This window comes from Sphingomonas sp. 4RDLI-65 (genome assembly GCF_049472435.1).
Lineage (GTDB): Bacteria > Pseudomonadota > Alphaproteobacteria > Sphingomonadales > Sphingomonadaceae > Sphingomonas.
Genome location: NZ_JBCEBT010000002.1, coordinates 240,818 through 256,579, shown reverse-complemented (window position 1 = coordinate 256,579; position 15,762 = coordinate 240,818). Strand labels below are relative to the sequence as shown.

18 protein-coding genes are annotated in these 15,762 nt (G+C 65.8%); 11 read left to right on the top strand and 7 right to left on the bottom strand.

Annotated elements, in window-relative coordinates:
- Nucleotides 1-7 precede the first annotated feature (7 nt).
- The 8 genes from VH567_RS06185 to VH567_RS06150 all read left to right on the top strand — a co-directional run bounded on the left by VH567_RS06185 (nucleotide 8) and on the right by VH567_RS06150 (nucleotide 5,392).
- Nucleotides 8-301: an RNA-binding S4 domain-containing protein gene (locus VH567_RS06185; protein WP_423324203.1), complete on the top strand. Its 294-nt coding sequence runs from the start codon at nucleotides 8-10 to the stop codon at nucleotides 299-301.
- Nucleotides 302-545: 244 nt separating this feature from the next.
- On the top strand, nucleotides 546-887 hold the full coding sequence (fdxA, locus tag VH567_RS06180; RefSeq protein WP_031393648.1) for a ferredoxin FdxA: 342 nt from the start codon (nucleotides 546-548) through the stop codon (nucleotides 885-887).
- Between the two features lie 204 nt (nucleotides 888-1,091).
- The gene (locus tag VH567_RS06175; RefSeq protein WP_056018441.1) at nucleotides 1,092-1,625 is read left to right on the top strand and encodes a CarD family transcriptional regulator; all 534 of its coding nucleotides are present in this window, start codon (nucleotides 1,092-1,094) and stop codon (nucleotides 1,623-1,625) included.
- Nucleotides 1,626-2,205: 580 nt separating this feature from the next.
- On the top strand, nucleotides 2,206-2,517 hold the full coding sequence (locus VH567_RS06170; protein WP_423324200.1) for a hypothetical protein: 312 nt from the start codon (nucleotides 2,206-2,208) through the stop codon (nucleotides 2,515-2,517).
- 35 nt (nucleotides 2,518-2,552) lie between these two features.
- Nucleotides 2,553-3,368 carry a hypothetical protein gene (locus VH567_RS06165; RefSeq protein ID WP_423324198.1) on the top strand — a complete coding sequence of 272 codons (816 nt, stop codon included), beginning with the start codon at nucleotides 2,553-2,555 and terminating at the stop codon, nucleotides 3,366-3,368.
- Between the two features lie 27 nt (nucleotides 3,369-3,395).
- The gene (locus VH567_RS06160; protein ID WP_423324196.1) at nucleotides 3,396-3,758 is read left to right on the top strand and encodes a Rap1a/Tai family immunity protein; all 363 of its coding nucleotides are present in this window, start codon (nucleotides 3,396-3,398) and stop codon (nucleotides 3,756-3,758) included.
- A 114-nt stretch (nucleotides 3,759-3,872) separates the two neighbouring features.
- The gene (locus VH567_RS06155; RefSeq protein ID WP_423324194.1) at nucleotides 3,873-4,604 is read left to right on the top strand and encodes a head GIN domain-containing protein; all 732 of its coding nucleotides are present in this window, start codon (nucleotides 3,873-3,875) and stop codon (nucleotides 4,602-4,604) included.
- A 53-nt stretch (nucleotides 4,605-4,657) separates the two neighbouring features.
- Nucleotides 4,658-5,392 (top strand): GIN domain-containing protein, encoded by a 735-nt coding sequence (locus VH567_RS06150; RefSeq protein ID WP_423324192.1) that lies wholly within the window; start codon nucleotides 4,658-4,660, stop codon nucleotides 5,390-5,392.
- Nucleotides 5,393-5,766: 374 nt separating this feature from the next.
- Here the strand turns inward: VH567_RS06150 and VH567_RS06145 are convergent, their stop codons facing one another.
- On the bottom strand, nucleotides 5,767-6,171 hold the full coding sequence (locus VH567_RS06145) for a DUF1489 family protein (RefSeq protein ID WP_423324190.1): 405 nt from the start codon (nucleotides 6,169-6,171) through the stop codon (nucleotides 5,767-5,769).
- Nucleotides 6,172-6,202: 31 nt separating this feature from the next.
- Nucleotides 6,203-7,612 carry a magnesium transporter gene (gene mgtE / locus VH567_RS06140; protein WP_423324188.1) on the bottom strand — a complete coding sequence of 470 codons (1,410 nt, stop codon included), beginning with the start codon at nucleotides 7,610-7,612 and terminating at the stop codon, nucleotides 6,203-6,205.
- Nucleotides 7,613-7,722: 110 nt separating this feature from the next.
- On the opposite strand from mgtE, the gene VH567_RS06135 reads away from it, so the two are divergent.
- Nucleotides 7,723-8,181, top strand: a complete 459-nt coding sequence (locus tag VH567_RS06135) for a peptidylprolyl isomerase (RefSeq protein ID WP_423324186.1) — start codon at nucleotides 7,723-7,725, stop codon at nucleotides 8,179-8,181.
- 406 nt (nucleotides 8,182-8,587) lie between these two features.
- Here VH567_RS06135 and VH567_RS06130 read toward each other — a convergent pair whose 3' ends face one another.
- A complete protein-coding gene (locus tag VH567_RS06130; protein WP_423324184.1) occupies nucleotides 8,588-9,472 on the bottom strand; it encodes a LysR substrate-binding domain-containing protein in 885 nt (294 codons plus the stop codon).
- A gap of 284 nt (nucleotides 9,473-9,756) precedes the next feature.
- On the opposite strand from VH567_RS06130, the gene VH567_RS06125 reads away from it, so the two are divergent.
- A complete protein-coding gene (locus VH567_RS06125) occupies nucleotides 9,757-12,030 on the top strand; it encodes a CDC48 family AAA ATPase (RefSeq protein WP_423324182.1) in 2,274 nt (757 codons plus the stop codon).
- A gap of 112 nt (nucleotides 12,031-12,142) precedes the next feature.
- Here VH567_RS06125 and VH567_RS06120 read toward each other — a convergent pair whose 3' ends face one another.
- The 3 genes from VH567_RS06120 to VH567_RS06110 form a co-directional block, all read right to left on the bottom strand.
- Complete coding sequence (locus VH567_RS06120) at nucleotides 12,143-12,553, bottom strand: GFA family protein (protein ID WP_423324180.1); 411 nt, start codon at nucleotides 12,551-12,553, stop codon at nucleotides 12,143-12,145.
- 130 nt (nucleotides 12,554-12,683) lie between these two features.
- Nucleotides 12,684-13,958 carry an MFS transporter gene (locus VH567_RS06115; protein WP_423324997.1) on the bottom strand — a complete coding sequence of 425 codons (1,275 nt, stop codon included), beginning with the start codon at nucleotides 13,956-13,958 and terminating at the stop codon, nucleotides 12,684-12,686.
- An 83-nt stretch (nucleotides 13,959-14,041) separates the two neighbouring features.
- Nucleotides 14,042-14,365 carry an antibiotic biosynthesis monooxygenase gene (locus VH567_RS06110; RefSeq protein WP_423324178.1) on the bottom strand — a complete coding sequence of 108 codons (324 nt, stop codon included), beginning with the start codon at nucleotides 14,363-14,365 and terminating at the stop codon, nucleotides 14,042-14,044.
- Nucleotides 14,366-14,557: 192 nt separating this feature from the next.
- Between VH567_RS06110 and VH567_RS06105 the strand changes: the two genes are divergently transcribed.
- Nucleotides 14,558-15,172 (top strand): class I SAM-dependent methyltransferase, encoded by a 615-nt coding sequence (locus VH567_RS06105; RefSeq protein ID WP_423324176.1) that lies wholly within the window; start codon nucleotides 14,558-14,560, stop codon nucleotides 15,170-15,172.
- A 132-nt stretch (nucleotides 15,173-15,304) separates the two neighbouring features.
- On the opposite strand, the gene VH567_RS06100 is transcribed toward VH567_RS06105, so the two are convergent.
- Nucleotides 15,305-15,676, bottom strand: coding sequence for a hypothetical protein (locus VH567_RS06100; protein WP_423324174.1), 372 nt, complete (start codon nucleotides 15,674-15,676; stop codon nucleotides 15,305-15,307).
- Between the last annotated feature and the right edge of the window lie 86 nt (nucleotides 15,677-15,762).

The following is a 15,762-nucleotide window of genomic DNA, read 5'->3' as shown; positions in this document are numbered from 1 at the left end:
AGGCGCGATGCGGATCGATCGGTTCCTATGGTTCGTGCGGCTCGCGAAAACGCGCAGCGCCGCGCAGACGATCGCGGAGAAGGGGCATCTCCGCATCGATGGGCGTCCGATCGACCGCGCGCATTGTCCCGTCCGGGTGGGGAATGTCCTGACGTTTGCGATGTCGGATCAGGTGCGGGTGATCCGGATCGAGGCTCTGCCGGTCAGGCGAGGGCCGGCTCCCGAGGCGCAAGGATGTTATCAGGATCTGATTGCCGGGAGAACGCCTGCCGGAACAGTGCGCGATCCTGCCTCCGAGTAATCCTCCCCTGCAAGGGGAGGTGGCTGGCGCTTGCCAGACGGAGGGGTATCCGTACCATCGAGAGGGTGTCACCCCTCCGTCAGTCCTGCGGACTGCCACCTCCCCTTGCAGGGGAGGATCAACACGGCGCGACAAAGCCTGATAACGTCTCGCAGAAGGCTTGCTATGATTGACGCGACGGGCGTGCGCGCATAGTCGCTGGCGCGTTCGTCGCCGGGAAGGAATCCGGCCCAGGAGTTCTGCAATGACCTACGTCGTCACCGATGCCTGCATCCGCTGCAAGTACATGGACTGCGTGGAAGTGTGCCCGGTCGACTGCTTCTACGAAGGCGAGAACATGCTGGTGATCAATCCCAGCGAGTGCATCGACTGCGGCGTGTGCGAGCCCGAATGCCCCGCCGAAGCGATCCTGCCCGACACCGAGAGTGGGCTGGAGCAGTGGCTTGAGCTGAACACCACCTTCTCGGCGCAATGGCCCAACGTCACGCGCAACGACAACCAGACGCCGCCGGATGCCGACGCGATGAAGGGTGTCGAGGGCAAGTTCGACAAGTATTTCTCGCCCGAACCCGGCGCAGGCGACTGATCGATCCCGGTTAGGTCAAGCCGCCTGCCATGTACGGGCATGGGCGGCTGGTAATTTTGTTGCAAAGCTGCTATTGGGTCCGCGACGGGCGCGATGACGATAGTCGTGCGCCTGGCGTGAGTTAGACCTATCCCTCCCCCGATGCAGCAGCGACGAGTCCTTCGTCGAGGCGTCGCGTGGAGGCCTGATCCGGAAAGGCCCCAAATGGCTGCCAAGGCACTGTCCTTCGATGTCGGTGATTTCGTCGTTTACCCAAAGCACGGGGTCGGCCGTGTGATCGAGCTCCAGCGCTCGGAAATCGCCGGCATGACACTGGAACTCTACGTCCTCCGGTTCGAGAAGGAGCGCATGACGCTCCGCGTGCCGACCAACAAGGCCGAAAGCGTCGGCATGCGCAAGCTGTCGTCGGACAAGACGATGCGCGAGGCCATGGACACGCTCAAGGGCAAGCCCAAGGTCAAGCGCACCATGTGGTCGCGCCGTGCGCAGGAATATGAGGCGAAGATCAATTCGGGCGACCTCGTGTCGATCGCCGAAGTGGTCCGCGACCTGTTCCGTGCCGACGACCAGCCTGAGCAGAGCTATTCCGAGCGCCAGATCTTCGAAGGCGCGACCAGCCGCCTCGCCCGCGAACTGGCCGCTATGGAAGAGATCGACGAGCCCAAGGCGCAGGAGAAGATCCTCGACATCCTCCGCGCCGCGGCAGCGATCTACAACAAGGACAAGGTGCCGGCTTAATCGCCTTCGCCTCCGATCCGAGTATGAAAGGGCGGTCCTGCGGGGCCGCCCTTTTTCGTTTGCACCGAACTCAACGATCCTCCCCCGCAAGGGGGAGGTGGCACCGAAGGTGACGGAGGGGGAGGACACAGAACCTACGTTGCCCTTACCTCCCCCTCCGTATGGCAAGAGCCAGCCACCTCCCCCTGGCGGGGGAGGATTGAAAGGTGGCACCCTCCACGACCACCCCGGCGAAGGCCGGGGCCCAATTGGAGAGGCTGGAGTAACGAGACGCGACCTCGGTTTAGCGACGTTTCCCAATTGGGCCCCGGCCTCCGCCGGGGTGGTGCAAGTCCCTCAAGTATATCCCGCGATCATTTTTGTTGATTCCGCTAATCTGAACGTAAGCTTGCCATCGATCAAGAAAGCGACCGGCAGGATCGTTGCACACAAAATCCAGTCGCAGACTCCATCGTCGGACAAGTCTCGCCCTATCGAGTGAACGTCTCGCCGGATAGAGCGAACGTCTCACCGGATATCGATTGTTATTCCGCCGGCTCTCCGCTGACTGACGCCATCCATGTTTGGAAAGGTTAAGTCTATGCGTACGAATCTCCCGAAATACCCGACGGTCGCCCTGATCCTCATCGCCGGCATCGGCCTGAGCGGCTGCGCCACCAAGGGCTTCGTCCGTGAGCAGATCGGCGTGGTCAACACCCGGATCGACGGCATGGACGGTCGCTTGCGGACCGTCGAAGGCACGTCCGGCCAGGCCCTCGCCCAGGCTCAGGCGGCTGCCGGCCAGTCGCAGCAGAACGGTCAGCGTATCGATCAGCTCAACGGCCGCGTCGATGGCCTCGACCAGCAGATGCAGCTGCAGGCCCGGCAGCGCCAGCGCAAGCCGCGCGGCTAAGTCATCTTCGCTAGCGCCTGCTTCGACGGACAGCCTTGCTGGACACTGTCATCATGACGTCCGCGGGGCTGTTTCGCCGTGCCTGCCTGACGGGCATCGGCGTGGGGCTGGCGCTCGCGCTCGTCGCACCGCAGGCCGCATTGGCCGGTGGGGCGACAAGCGGGGCGACAAGTGGGGCGGCGGGCAAGTCGGCCGTCTCCACCAAGTCGCGCAAGGCGAAGGCTGCGAAGCGGTCTGGGACCAAGGCCGCCAAGCCGGTGGAGGCGCCCCCGCTGCTCCTGCCGCCGCAATCCGAGCCGACGAGTCGCATGATCGCCTGGATCGTGGCCGAACACGACAATGCGGGCCTGCCCTATGTCGTCATCGACAAGCAGGCAGCCTCGTTGCTGCTGTTCAGTGGCAAGGGCGAGTTTCTCGGCCAGGCGCCCGTACTGCTCGGTGTCGGCGTGGGGGATGATTCCTCGCCGGGCGTCGGCGCGAAGGACCTGTCGGACATTGGCCCGGCCGAGCGGACGACGCCAGCGGGGCGATTCGTCGCCAAGTTCGGACGTGCCTTTGGTCACCAGCGCGTGATCTGGGTCGATTACGCCAATTCGGTCGCGCTCCATGCTGTGATCACGACCCACAAGAGCGAGCACCGCGTCGACCGGCTGTTGTCGCCGACGCCGGACGACAACCGGATCAGCTTCGGCTGCATCAACGTCGGCACCAAATTCTACACCCGGACGCTCACCCCGCTGTTCCAGAAAAAGGGCGGCGTGGTCTATATCCTGCCCGATACCAAATCGCTCGACGACGTCTTCCCGCGCGTGCGCCTGCTGCCCTATGTCGGCGCGGCCGTCGCCAGCTAGCCCGCTGTCCGGCGCAAGGGAAAAACGATGATCCTGCTGATGCTTGCCACGCTCGCCGCGGCTGACCGACCCGCCGATCGACCAGCCGCTAAAAAGCCCGAGCGACCCGTCGTGGTGAGTTCGCTAACCACCCAGCAGCTGCTGGAATTCTGCCAGGGCAAGGACGGCGATCCGACCGCAAATTTCTGCACCGGCTACATCCTCGGCGAATTCGACGCCTTGTCGCTGGCCGGCGACATCTGCCCGCTGCCGGCGCGTGCCTCGAACATCGAGGTTGCCGCGGCAGTGCGGAAATATCTGCGTACGCGGGCCAAGAAGACGGGCACCGGTGCGCCGTCCTTCGTCGTGCGCGATGCGCTGCGCGACGCCTATCCCTGCAAGGGTCGCTAGGCTCCTAAATCCCCCCCCGCCAAGGGGGCGGATACCCAAGCCACGCCCCCCGATATTTCGCTTTGTTACGCTCCCGATCAGGTGTATTGTCAAAACAACACACAGGAGGATGCGATGAACTTTCTTGCGCTCGGTCTGATCATTCCTCTCGCGGCCTGTTCGTTCAGCTGGAACGGCGACGACGAAGGCTCGGGTGCCGCGGCATCGGGCTCGGGCACGACCCGCACCTACCAGGTCGCCGGCTTCAACGGCATCGACCTGCGCGGGTCGGACGATGTCGACGTCCGCGTCGGCACCGGCTTCTCGATCCGCGCCGAGGGCCCGAGCGAGCAGCTCGACCGGCTGCGGATCGACCGCGACGGCGACACGCTCGACATCGGCCGCAAGAACGGGACGAATTTCGGCTGGAGCAAGGGCGCCAAGGTCAAGGTGTACGTCACGCTGCCGCGGTTGACCGAGGCGAACGTCTCGGGATCGGGCAACATGGCGGTCGACCGCGTCGAGGGCGGCGGGTTCAAGGGCGGGATCGCCGGATCGGGCAATCTCGACATCGCCGCGATCCAGGTCGACGATGCGCAATTCTCGATCGCGGGCTCGGGCACCGCACGCGCGAGCGGCACCGCGCGCGACCTGAAGGTCGAGATCGCCGGATCGGGCGACGTCGACGGGTCGAAGCTCCAGGCGCAGTCGGCCAAGATCGAGATCGCCGGCTCGGGCAGCGTCCGCGCGATCGTCAACGGTCCGGCGAGCGTCGACATGATGGGATCGGGCGACGTCGATCTCGGCCCGAATTCGCGCTGCAAGACGTCGAAGATGGGCTCGGGCAAGGTGCGCTGCGGCGGCTGACTTGCGTGCCGGGGAGCTTGCGTGACAATCGGGAAGCGTCGACGGTCGCGGGCATGAGATATCTGTTCGCACCGCTGCTGCTCCTGTCCTTGCCGGCCGTCTCGCAGGCCTCTGCCCAGAGCCGTACCGTGTCGGTCGGCAGCTTCGACCGTATCCGGGTCGAGGGACCGTTCGAGGTGCGCGTGACGATTGGCTCGCCGCGCGCGACGATCACGCGCGGGGGTGGGGCCCGGGGCGAGGACGGCGTCGCGGTCCGGGTCGATGGCACGACGCTGTCCGTCCGCAAGGGCACGGGCGGCTGGGGCGAACAGCCGCGTGCCGGTGCCACTGGGAGTGGGAGCGGGCCGATCGTGGTCACGCTCTCGACTCCCGGCCTCACCTCGGCCAGCGTATCGGCGGGCGGGCGCATGACGATCGCCCGGATGCGCGGCATGCGGGTCGACGTGACGGTCAGCGGCAATGGGAGCCTGGCGCTTGCCGCCGCCGACACCGACCAGCTGAACGCGACGCTGATCGGCACCGGCGAGATGACGCTCGCCGGCCGGGCGGCGCGGGCGCGACTGATCACCAGCGGGCCCGGCATGATCGATGCGTCCGCGCTGGCGGTAAACGACCTCACCGTCCATCTCGACGGGGTCGGCGAGACCAAGGCGGCGGCGCGCTATACCGCGCAGGTGACGAACGGCGGCTTGGGGACGGTCACGATCATCGGCCCTGCGAAATGCCGCGTGGATGCGGCGGCTGGCGGGCCGGTGGTATGCGGCAAGCCGGGTGCGATGGCGCCGTAAGGGCGGCGCCGATCGCTCCGAACCGACCGCCATTATCTGATCCTCCCCCGCCAGGGGGAGGTGGCGCCAAAGGCGACGGAGGGGGAGGACACGCTACAGACTTGGTCGCAAACCGCCCCCTCCGTCAGGCTGACGCCTGCCACCTCCCCCTGGCGGGGGAGGATCAGACAGTCGCCCCGTCTCCACATCCGTCACCCCAGCCGTATCCGTCACCCCAGCGAAAGCTGGGGTATTTCACGGGGCACGCGACGCTGGCCAAACGGGGAGATCCCGGCTTTCGCTGGGATGACGGGAAGGGCGAGGGATGACGGGAGGGGATCGGATGGCGGCCCGGGGGCGGCGGCGGGGGATCGACAACGCCGCCGGTATTCCGCTCAGATCAGCGCCAGCTCCGCCAGCTTGGTCATCAACGCCGGTGGCATCACGTCCAGTCCGGTCGCATCGCCGCCCAGATCGAGCGGTGCGTCCGCGCCCTCCAGATACCGCCAGCCCTGGTGCGCGCGCTTGGGGCGCGCCTGCACCAGTACGAGCTTCGGATCGATATGGATCGCAACGCGCCCGCCCTCGGCCTCGCCAAAGCCCAGGATCGGCGAGCGCGCGATCAGCTGGTGCTTGAGGATCCAGAACATCGAGCCCTGACCGGCGACCTCCTCATGCCGCTTGGGCAGATAGCGCGTGGTGAGGAACACCGGCCCCTCCTCGCCACGCAGGCGAAGCCGCTCGGCGAGATGGTCGACGCTTTCCGCGCCGAACGCGACTTTGGTGAGATGGAGCGGCATGGCGTTGGAAATGGGCTTTAAATGCTGGCGATCAACCGTGCAGTCCCCACAATGCCGCCAGTCCGAGGAACGAAAAGAACCCCATCGTGTCGGTCATCGTCGTCACGAACACCGCGGACGACACCGCCGGATCGATCCGGAACTTGTCGAGCGTGATCGGCACCAGCACCCCGGCAAGCCCCGCGGTCAGATTGTTGGTCAGCATCGCCGCCGCGATCACGATGGAGAGATCGGTGTTGCGGAAGATCACGTAGGTCCCAAGGCCGATCAACGTCCCCAGCATGACGCCGTTCGCCGATGCGATACGAAACTCGCGCCCGATCATCCGCCGCGTATTGGAACTCGTCAGCTGGTTGGTCGCGAGCGCACGCACCACCACCGCCAGCGTCTGGGTGCCCGCGTTGCCGCCCATGCCCGAGACGATCGGCATCAGCACGGCCAGCAGCGCGAAGCTCGCGATGGTGCCCTGGAACAGCCCGACGACCGACGACGCGACCATCGCAGTGCCGAGATTGACCACCAGCCACGTGAACCGCGTCCGCACCGTCAGCCGGATCGGCTCGTTGATGTCGCCGTCGCCCGCACCCGCCAGCCGCAGCGAATCCTCGCCTGCTTCTTCCGAAATGATGTGGACGATGTCGTCGACCGTGATCATCCCGACCAGCCGCCCGCCATGATCCACGACCGCAGCCGAAATCAGCGCGTATTTCTGGAAGCGCAGCGCGACTTCCTCCTGGTCCATGTCGACCGGGATCAGCGTCTGTTCGCGCTTCATCACGTCGGCCATCGCGATCCCGCGCGGCGTGCGCAGCATCCAGGAGAGCTGGCACGTGCCGATCGGCTTGTGCGCCGGATCGACGACGAAGATCTCCCAGAAATCGGTCGTCAGTTCCTCGTGCCCGCGCAGATAATCGATCGCGTCGCCGACGGTCCAATGCTCAGGGACAGCGATCAGCTCGCGCTGCATCAGGCGGCCGGCAGATTCCTCGGGATAGCTCAGCGCCTCCTCGATCGCCGCACGATCGTCGGGATCGAGCGCACGCAGCACCGCGCGCTGCTCGTCCTCGTCCATGTCCTCGATGATCGCGACGGCATCGTCGGTATCGAGTTCCGACGCGAGATCGGCGACCTCGGTCGGCGTCAGCGCATCGATCAGGTCCTCGCGGACGTAATCGTTCATCTCGGCGAACACGTCGCCGTCGAGCAGGTCGGTGACCGCCCGCGCCAGCGCGGCGCGATCTTCCTGCGGGGTCAGCTCGAACAGATCGGCGATGTCGGCCGGATGCAGCGGCTCGACCAGCGCGCGTGCCGCCTCGTCGTCGCCATTCTCGACCGCATCGAGCACGGCGCGAACGAATTCGGGCCGCAGATGGTCGTCGCGATCGAGTTGGTTTTCGGGCTGGGTGTCGGTTTCGGGCTCGGGAAGCTCGAGTTCGCTCATGGCTGCCTCCCTTAAAAGATGGTCGGTTGGGCCCTAACGTGGCGCGCATGCATTTGCCAGTCGGAGTGCGGCTCCCTATCTGCCGCGCATCAATTCAGGAGAAGACTCAAATGGCCGATACCCCCGAAACGCTGACGCTGACCCTCGACGGCGGCGACGTCACGATCAAGCTGCGCCCCGATCTGGCGCCCAAGCACGTCGAGCGGATCGTCGAGCTGGCCAACGAAGGCTTTTACGACGGCGTTCCTTTCCACCGCGTGATCCCGGGCTTCATGGCGCAGGGCGGTGACGGCGGTCGCGGCGACGGCACCGGCGGCTCGAGCAAGCCCAACCTCAAGGCGGAATTCTCGGCCGAGCCGCACGTCCGCGGCGTGTGCTCGATGGCGCGCACCAACCAGCCCGACACGGCGAACTCGCAGTTCTTCATCGTGTTCGACGACGCGCGCTTCCTCGACAAGCAGTACACCGTCTGGGGCGAAGTGACCGACGGCATGGACCTGGTCGACAAGCTGCCCAAGGGTGAGCCGCCGAAGTCGCCGGGCAAGATCGTCAAGGCACGCGCGGCCTGAGCTGAAGACTGCACCGGCGCAGCGAAGCTGCGCCGGAGACAGCCAAAGCCGGCCGGCGGAGCAACGCTCCGTCCGACGGCGCGGCATAGCCGCGACGCGCTTCGTATTCCGAGCTTCGGGCTCAAGGCGCGTCGCGGCGAGCACTTCTTATCTTCCCCCCACACACCGTCATCCCAGCGAAAGCTGGGATCTCCCGGGTCAAGTCTCAGCGCGTCCCAACAGGGATACCCCAGCTTTCGCTGGGGTGACGGTAGAGTGGGGCAGAGAATAAGAACCCGCTGCGCAAGCTGAATTCCCCTCCCGCTTGCGGGAGGGGCTAGGGGAGGGCGCGACGTACGTACTGGCGTCCGGTACATTAGGCACGCCCCTCCCCCGACCCCTCCCGCAGGCGGGAGGGGAGTAGCGGTCAAACTTCTGCCAAGGTCCGAATCAACCAGTCGTGAAACAACCGCACAGGCTTGGTCTGCAACGCCCGCGGGCGGCAGACGAACCAGTAGCTGTACGGGCTCTCGACCTCGATATCGAACAGCCGCACCAGCCGCGGATCGTTCGCATCCGCAAAATGACTCGCATGCATGAACGCGACGCCCAGGCCCTGCGCGGCCGCCTCCAGCATCAGCGCCCCTGAATCGAAATGATCGATCGCCAGCGGCTCGATATCGTCGAGCCCCGCCGCCGTCCGCCACGCCGTGAAGGTATCCGTCATGTCGCGGTGCACCAGCGCGGTCAGCGTCGAGAGTTGCTCGGGCCGCGTGATCGGGTCCGCACGCTCCAGCAAGCTGCGCGCGCCGATCACATACACCGAGTTCCGATCGAGCCGCCGCGCGTAGAAGGACGGATCGATCTCGCGCGACAAGGCGATCACCGCATCGAGTCCGTCGCCAAGCCGCGACACCAGATGCGCCGCAGTATCGATGTCGAGGTGCAGCTCGGGATGCGTGGTGCGCAACTCGCCCAGCCGTGGGAACAGCTTCTGCGACGCGTACAGCGGCAGGATGCCGAGCCGCAGCCGCAGCACCTCGGTCGTACTGGTCAGCGATTCGACCGCATCGGACAATGAATCCAGCACCGGGGCGATCTGTGCCAGCAGCCGTTCGCCATCCGCGTTTAGCACCATCGCCTGATGTCGCCTCGCGAACAAAGGCTTGGCGATGAAGCGCTCGAGGCTCTGCACACGCCGGCTGAGCGCGGGCGCCGACAGCGCCAGATCCTCGGCCGCGGCCTTGATTGACCCCAGCCGCGCGACCTGCACGAATGCCTCGATAGCCCCCAGTGGCGGCAGCCTGCGCATGATCCCTCTTTCGACTCGACGATTGTGACAATGACCGCTGGGCGCATTCATGCATGCGATTGCAGTTAGCGCAATCGTAGCTGATCCCTTCGCACTTGCAACACGAACCGTCTGGACGCAAAAAGACCTCGCCTTTCAGGCATCCTCTCCTAAAAACTTTCATGGGCTGGCCTTTATTGGCCGGCCCTTTTTTTTGTGTTTTTACCGGCCCGCGTGCCGTTCAAGTCCTCGCACCGGCGGAACCGGCTCCCCATCTCACACGCTTCGAGTTCGAAGGAATTGAGATGCCCGACAGCGAAGTGCCAACGCGGAAAATCCAGGTAGCCAATGCGCGTCCCGAGGATAGCGGCCGTGGCCTGGCGCATTTGCCGCGCGCGTTGATGGCGACGCTCGGGATCGGCGAGGGCGACGTGATCGAAATCCTCGGCAAGCAGAACACGCCCGCGCGCGCCGTCGGGCCGTATCCCGAAGACGAAGGCCTCGACATCCTCCGTATCGACGGCCTCCAGCGCGCCAATGCCGGCGTCGGCTCGGGCGATTTCGTCGAGGTGCGCAAGGCCGAATCCAAGCCCGCCACCCGTGTCGTCTTCGCCCCCGCGCAGCAGAACCTTCGCCTCCAGGGTTCGACCAACGCGCTCAAGCGCACCTTTCTCGGCCGGCCGATCTGCCAGGGCGATATCGTCGCGACCGCAGGGCATCAGCGCGTCGGCAACATGCCCCCCAACGTCCAGCAGTTCATGAACGCGCCGGCGTACGCGCTCCAGGAGATCCGCCTCGCGGTGATCGCGGCCAGCCCCAAGGGCGTGGTGCATATCGACGAGAATACCGAGATCGAACTGCGCTCCGAGTACGAAGAACCGCAGGCCGCACGCCGTGCCGACGTCACCTATGACGATATCGGCGGCATGGCGCAAACCATCGACCAGCTGCGCGAGATGGTCGAGCTGCCGCTGCGCTATCCCGAACTGTTCCAGCGGCTCGGCGTCGACCCCCCCAAGGGCGTGTTGCTGCATGGCCCTCCCGGCACCGGCAAGACGCGTCTCGCGCGTGCCGTTGCCAACGAATCGGATGCGCAGTTCTTCCTGATCAACGGCCCCGAGATCATGGGCTCGGCCTATGGCGAATCCGAATCACGCTTGCGCGAAGTGTTCGAGGAAGCCGCGAAGGCAGCGCCTTCGATCGTGTTCATCGACGAGATCGATTCGATCGCGCCGAAGCGTGGCCAGGTGTCAGGTGAGGCCGAAAAGCGTCTCGTCGCGCAGTTGCTGACGCTGATGGACGGGATCGAGTCGCGCGCGAACCTCGTCGTGATCGCCGCCACCAATCGCCCGGAAGCGATCGACGAAGCGCTGCGTCGTCCCGGCCGGTTCGACCGTGAGATCGTCGTCGGCGTGCCGGACGAGCGTGGCCGTCGCGAGATCCTTGGCATTCACACGCGCGGCATGCCGCTGGGTGATCGTGTCGATCTCGACGAGCTATCGCGCACCACCTACGGCTTCGTCGGCGCCGATCTCGCCGCGCTGACCCGCGAGGCGGCGATCGAGGCGGTGCGCCGGATCATGCCTAAGCTCAACCTCGAGGAACGAACGATCCCGCCCGAGGTGCTCGACGAATTGTCGGTCACCCGCGAGGATTTCCTGGGGGCGCTCAAACGCGTGCAGCCGTCCGCAATGCGCGAAGTCATGGTACAGGCGCCGACCGTGCGCTGGGCCGATGTCGGCGGGCTCGACGATGCGCAGATGCGGCTGAAGGAGGGCGTCGAACTTCCTCTGAAGAATCCCGACGCGTTCCGCCGGCTCGGCATCCGCCCGGCCAAGGGCTTCCTGCTCTACGGCCCGCCCGGCACCGGCAAGACGTTGCTGGCGAAGGCGGTCGCGCGCGAGGCGGAGGCGAACTTCATCGCCACCAAATCGTCCGACCTGCTCAGCAAATGGTACGGCGAAAGCGAACAGCAGATCGCCCGGCTGTTTCAGCGCGCACGCCAGGTCGCACCCTGCGTGATCTTCATCGACGAACTCGATTCGCTGGTGCCCGCACGCGGCAGCGGCTCGGGCGAGCCGCAGGTGACCGAGCGTGTCGTCAACACGATCCTGGCCGAGATGGACGGGCTGGAGGAACTGCAGTCGGTCGTCGTGATCGGTGCGACCAACCGGCCCAACCTGATCGACCCGGCGTTGCTGCGTCCGGGCCGGTTCGACGAACTCGTCTATGTCGGCGTTCCCGACAAGGCAGGCCGCCGCCGCATCCTCGGCATCCAGACCCAGAAAATGCCGCTGGCATCGGACGTCGACCTTGATCGCCTCGCTGACCGCACTGATCGTTTCTCCGGCGCGGACCTGGAGGACGTCGTCCGCCGCGCCGGCCTGGTGGCATTGCGCCGCTCGATCGACTCGACCGACGTGACGATGGCCGACTTTGAAGGCGCGCTGAAGGAGTCGCGTGCCAGCGTCACGCCAGAGACGGAACGCGAGTACGAACAGATGGCCGCTCGCTTGAAGCAGGATGCGACGGCGATCCAGCCGCTCGGTTTCGCCTTTCCGTCGAGGGCCGACGACTAAGCCCCGTTCTCACCCTTCCCAACCGGAATGCGTCGGACGGGAAGGGTGAGAATTAAGCGGTCGATCAGCAGATCGCCAAAGCAGACCGGCTGCTTACGACGCTTCGAATGAGTTAGTTGTCGTTATTCAATCCCGGCGTGCGAGGCCCCGGCCACTCATCACGGGGGGCGTCGGACACCACGCTCATGCTTTTACCTTTGGTGGCCCGCACCGGCAGGGATCCAACGTCAAAGCCGTCCAAACAGAAGACATTTACCCCAAAGTGATCAGGTGCGGCCCGCTTCCGATGAAAAACATATATGCCGCATTGGCGGCAGAAATGATGCTTGGCCTTCCGACTGTTCCACTCATAGGTCGCAAGCAACGCGTGGCCCTTCTGAAGCGAAAGAGCAGCCTCCGGCACCTTCACCATCAGGGCGTTGCGTTTGATGCAAAGAGAGCAATCGCAGGTCGTCAGCTCGACCGGCTCGTAGTTCACGGTAAAACGAACGCCACCGCAATGGCAGGAACCGGAGTGGATCATCGTTAGACGCTACGCAAAATCTAACGGCATCGCCAAGCATGAATGAGCGTCTGCAATCGGACAGCGCGAGGGCGGCCTTAAGCGGCTAGCTATGGGCGCTAGCGGACAATCAAGCGCCGAGCAGGGAGTTTTAGTCTAAAGTGGCCTGCCAGTCCTTCGGATCCTTCAGCGCCACATACGCATATGCGATCATCACCACGCACGCCGCACCCGCGACCAGGTACGGGAGCGAGTGCTGCGCTTCGTACAGGCCGACGCCGATCGACGGGCCCAGCACGAAGCTCGCGCCGTTGATGCTCGTGACCTTGCCGGCGACCGAGCCTTGCGCATTTGCCCCAACCGCCAGCGACGAACCCGCGGTGAAGCCCGGTCGCGTGAAGCCGAAGCCGAGGCTCGCCAGCGCATAGGCGGTCGCGATCGTGTAGAGCGACGTCGCGATCCCGGTCAGCGCGGTGCCCGCCGCCGCCAGTACCAGTCCCGTCAGCACCAGCTGACGCGGGGTCATGTTGAGGCGCGGGATGATGCCCCATTGCGCGAGCAGAGCGGCGCCCGCGCCCATCATCAGGACGATGCCCGTCGGCTCCAGCGCGAGTGCGGGGGCGAGGTGGAGGCGGTCGATGACGAGGAAGCCGATCGCCTGACCCGTCATCGCCTGCGCGTGGCCCATTACCAGCCCGGCGATCATCCACGCGCGGATGCGGGGGTCGGTGTAGCCGACATGCTCGACATGCGATCCGGTCGCGGCGGCAACCGAGGCCCCGGTCGGTGCACCGCCGATCGAGGGATAGGCCGAACTCGCGCCATGCGTCTCGTGCGGGGCGACTATGCGGTCGTCGGGCAGCATCCGCCGCACCGTGATCCACACCGCCACGCCGAAGAGCGCGAACAGGAAGGCGGGGCCGGCCAGCCCGATCTCGACCCCGCCGATCGAGCCGAGGATCAGATACGGCGCGATCGCCGGCCCCAATATGGTGCCGAGCCCGAACGCCGACGCCAGCAAAGTCAGCGCCTTGGTCCGTTCTTCGCGCGTCGTCTCGCCGGCGACCAGCGCCTGCACCGCGGGTGGCGCGGCGGCGCCGAACGTGCCGTAGATCAGCCGCCCGCCGATGAAGCACAGGAACGCCGCGGTGCCGCCGATCCACGCGTTGATCCCCGCCATCAGGAACACGCCGCACAAGCTCAGCGAGACGCTGAACCCGCCGACGCCGAGCAGGATCATCGCGCGCCGGCCATGCCGATCCGACCGGTTCGCCCAGAACGGCGCGGCGATCACCCACAGCAGCGCCGACACCGAGAACGCCGCCGCCACCGCGCTGTCGGCGACGCCGAGCGAGCGGCCGAGCGCGGGCAGCACCGATTGCAGCGCGGTATTCCCCGCCGCGATGGTCAACATCACGAGGAACATCAGCGCGAAGCGGCGGTCGATCCTCGGGCCTTCGGTCGCCCCACCGATCGACGGGCCAGCCACCCCGCCAGCCACTGGGCCGATCATGGCCGCACCCAGTCATAGCCGCGCTCGACCCGCGCGACGGTCACCGAATAGCGATCGTACCAGCGCGCGCGCCCAGAGTCGCGAATCGCGGCATGCTCCGGGTGGTTACGCCACGCGATCGCGGCGGCGTCGTCCGCCCAGTAGCTGACGGTGATCCCCATGCCGTCCGCCTCGCGCGCGCTGTCGACTCCGCGATAGCCGGGCTGCGCGGCGGCGAGCGCGTCCATCGCCGCCGCCGCCTCACCATACCCGATCACGTCCGCGCCGTTACGAAACGACACGAAAATGACCGCCACTTGTCCTGTTCGATCGTCGTGCATGGCCTGTGCTTAAGCGATGCCACGGGCTTGGCAACGCTCTTGGGAAATCGGCGGAACCGCTTGTCGCCGCACGACTTCCGCTTCGGTTCGTCGCCGCATGCAACCCGCGGCCCTTGAAACGCGTTCGGAATTCGTGCGACGGGAGGGGCAAAGCTCCGCCACCGTGCGGGACCCCTGATCGTAAGGAACACGATGCCCAGTTCGACCACCGCCACCCGGCGTGCACGCAGCCGACCCGCCGGCGTGCCGTCCCCGTGGCAGATGTTCTTTTCAGGGTTCCTGAAACATCCGGTCATGGTCGGTTCGATCGTGCCGTCGTCCGACAAGCTGATCCGCAAGATGCTGGGTCCGGTCGACTGGGCGAACTGCAAGCTGTTCGTCGAATACGGCCCGGGCGTCGGCACCTTCTGCCGCCCGATCCTCGACCGCATGGCGCCCGACGCCAAGCTGGTGGTGATCGACACCAACCCCGAGTTCATCCAATATCTTCGCCACACGATCACCGATCCGCGTTTCTTCGCGGTGCTGGGCTCGGCGGACGAGGTCGAGACGATCGTTGCCGACCACGGCTTCGAAAAGGCCGATTACGTGCTGTCGGGGCTGCCGTTTTCGACGCTGCCCCCCGGTGTCGGCCCGGCGATCGCGGCGGCGACGCATGCGGTGCTGCGGACCGGCGGCGCGTTCCTGGTCTATCAGTTCTCGCCCAAGGTGAAGGACTTCCTGACCCCGCATTTCGAGTCGATCGACCACGACATGGAGTGGTGGAACGTACCCCCGGCGCAGCTGTACTGGGCGTGGAAGGACTGACGCAGGCGTGGCCACGCCCGCGCCGCTGCGCAAAGCGATAGCGAAGCGCAGCGTCAGGCCCGGCCGGCGGGTCGGCCAAGCCGAACCCGGCCGACGGCGGCTTTGCCGTCGGCGCATTGCCGTGACGAGAAGCTAGCCCCGAGCGACTTCGCCCAACCACCGTTTGGCGTCGGCAACAGCCAGAAACACGCGAACCCGAGGATGCACGAGCGTGCGCTCGGCCTGCACCTTGTTCAGGTGGCTGCCGACCACGACCGCCGCATGGCCGCTGGTCTGTGCCATCCCGCCGCGCATGATGTTGATCAGCAGATCCGCGACGTCGATCGCCTGGACGGGAAAGCCCAGCGACTCGACGATCACGTTGAAGTCCGTCCGGATCGCGATCACCTCCTGCACCTTGGCGCCAACGCTCGCGGCGAACGCCGCGACGTCGTCCGGCTGCCAAAAGCCTGCGACCGTCAGGGTCAGAAGATTGGTGCGGGCGTCATATTCGACCTGAAACATGGGCTCTCATTCCGTCGTGAAAATGCCGAGACTGCGAGAGCGGCCTTCTGGCATGCCATGGCTAACGAGACATTAGCGATCGGGTC

Bases quoted from the DNA above. Each gene is read 5' to 3' on its own strand.
- VH567_RS06150 (WP_423324192.1), top strand. From the start codon at position 4,658: ATGAGATATCTGTTCGCACCGCTGCTGCTCCTGTCCTTGCCGGCCGTC.
- VH567_RS06185 (WP_423324203.1), top strand. From the start codon at position 8: ATGCGGATCGATCGGTTCCTATGGTTCGTGCGGCTCGCGAAAACGCGC.
- fdxA (WP_031393648.1), top strand. From the start codon at position 546: ATGACCTACGTCGTCACCGATGCCTGCATCCGCTGCAAGTACATGGAC.
- VH567_RS06145 (WP_423324190.1), bottom strand. From the start codon at position 6,171: ATGCCGCTCCATCTCACCAAAGTCGCGTTCGGCGCGGAAAGCGTCGAC.
- mgtE (WP_423324188.1), bottom strand. From the start codon at position 7,612: ATGAGCGAACTCGAGCTTCCCGAGCCCGAAACCGACACCCAGCCCGAA.
- VH567_RS06160 (WP_423324196.1), top strand. From the start codon at position 3,396: ATGATCCTGCTGATGCTTGCCACGCTCGCCGCGGCTGACCGACCCGCC.
- VH567_RS06125 (WP_423324182.1), top strand. From the start codon at position 9,757: ATGCCCGACAGCGAAGTGCCAACGCGGAAAATCCAGGTAGCCAATGCG.
- VH567_RS06100 (WP_423324174.1), bottom strand. From the start codon at position 15,676: ATGTTTCAGGTCGAATATGACGCCCGCACCAATCTTCTGACCCTGACG.
- VH567_RS06105 (WP_423324176.1), top strand. From the start codon at position 14,558: ATGCCCAGTTCGACCACCGCCACCCGGCGTGCACGCAGCCGACCCGCC.
- VH567_RS06170 (WP_423324200.1), top strand. From the start codon at position 2,206: ATGCGTACGAATCTCCCGAAATACCCGACGGTCGCCCTGATCCTCATC.
- VH567_RS06155 (WP_423324194.1), top strand. From the start codon at position 3,873: ATGAACTTTCTTGCGCTCGGTCTGATCATTCCTCTCGCGGCCTGTTCG.
- VH567_RS06135 (WP_423324186.1), top strand. From the start codon at position 7,723: ATGGCCGATACCCCCGAAACGCTGACGCTGACCCTCGACGGCGGCGAC.
- VH567_RS06115 (WP_423324997.1), bottom strand. From the start codon at position 13,958: ATGTTCCTCGTGATGTTGACCATCGCGGCGGGGAATACCGCGCTGCAA.
- VH567_RS06120 (WP_423324180.1), bottom strand. From the start codon at position 12,553: ATGATCCACTCCGGTTCCTGCCATTGCGGTGGCGTTCGTTTTACCGTG.
- VH567_RS06130 (WP_423324184.1), bottom strand. From the start codon at position 9,472: ATGCGCAGGCTGCCGCCACTGGGGGCTATCGAGGCATTCGTGCAGGTC.
- VH567_RS06175 (WP_056018441.1), top strand. From the start codon at position 1,092: ATGGCTGCCAAGGCACTGTCCTTCGATGTCGGTGATTTCGTCGTTTAC.
- VH567_RS06110 (WP_423324178.1), bottom strand. From the start codon at position 14,365: ATGCACGACGATCGAACAGGACAAGTGGCGGTCATTTTCGTGTCGTTT.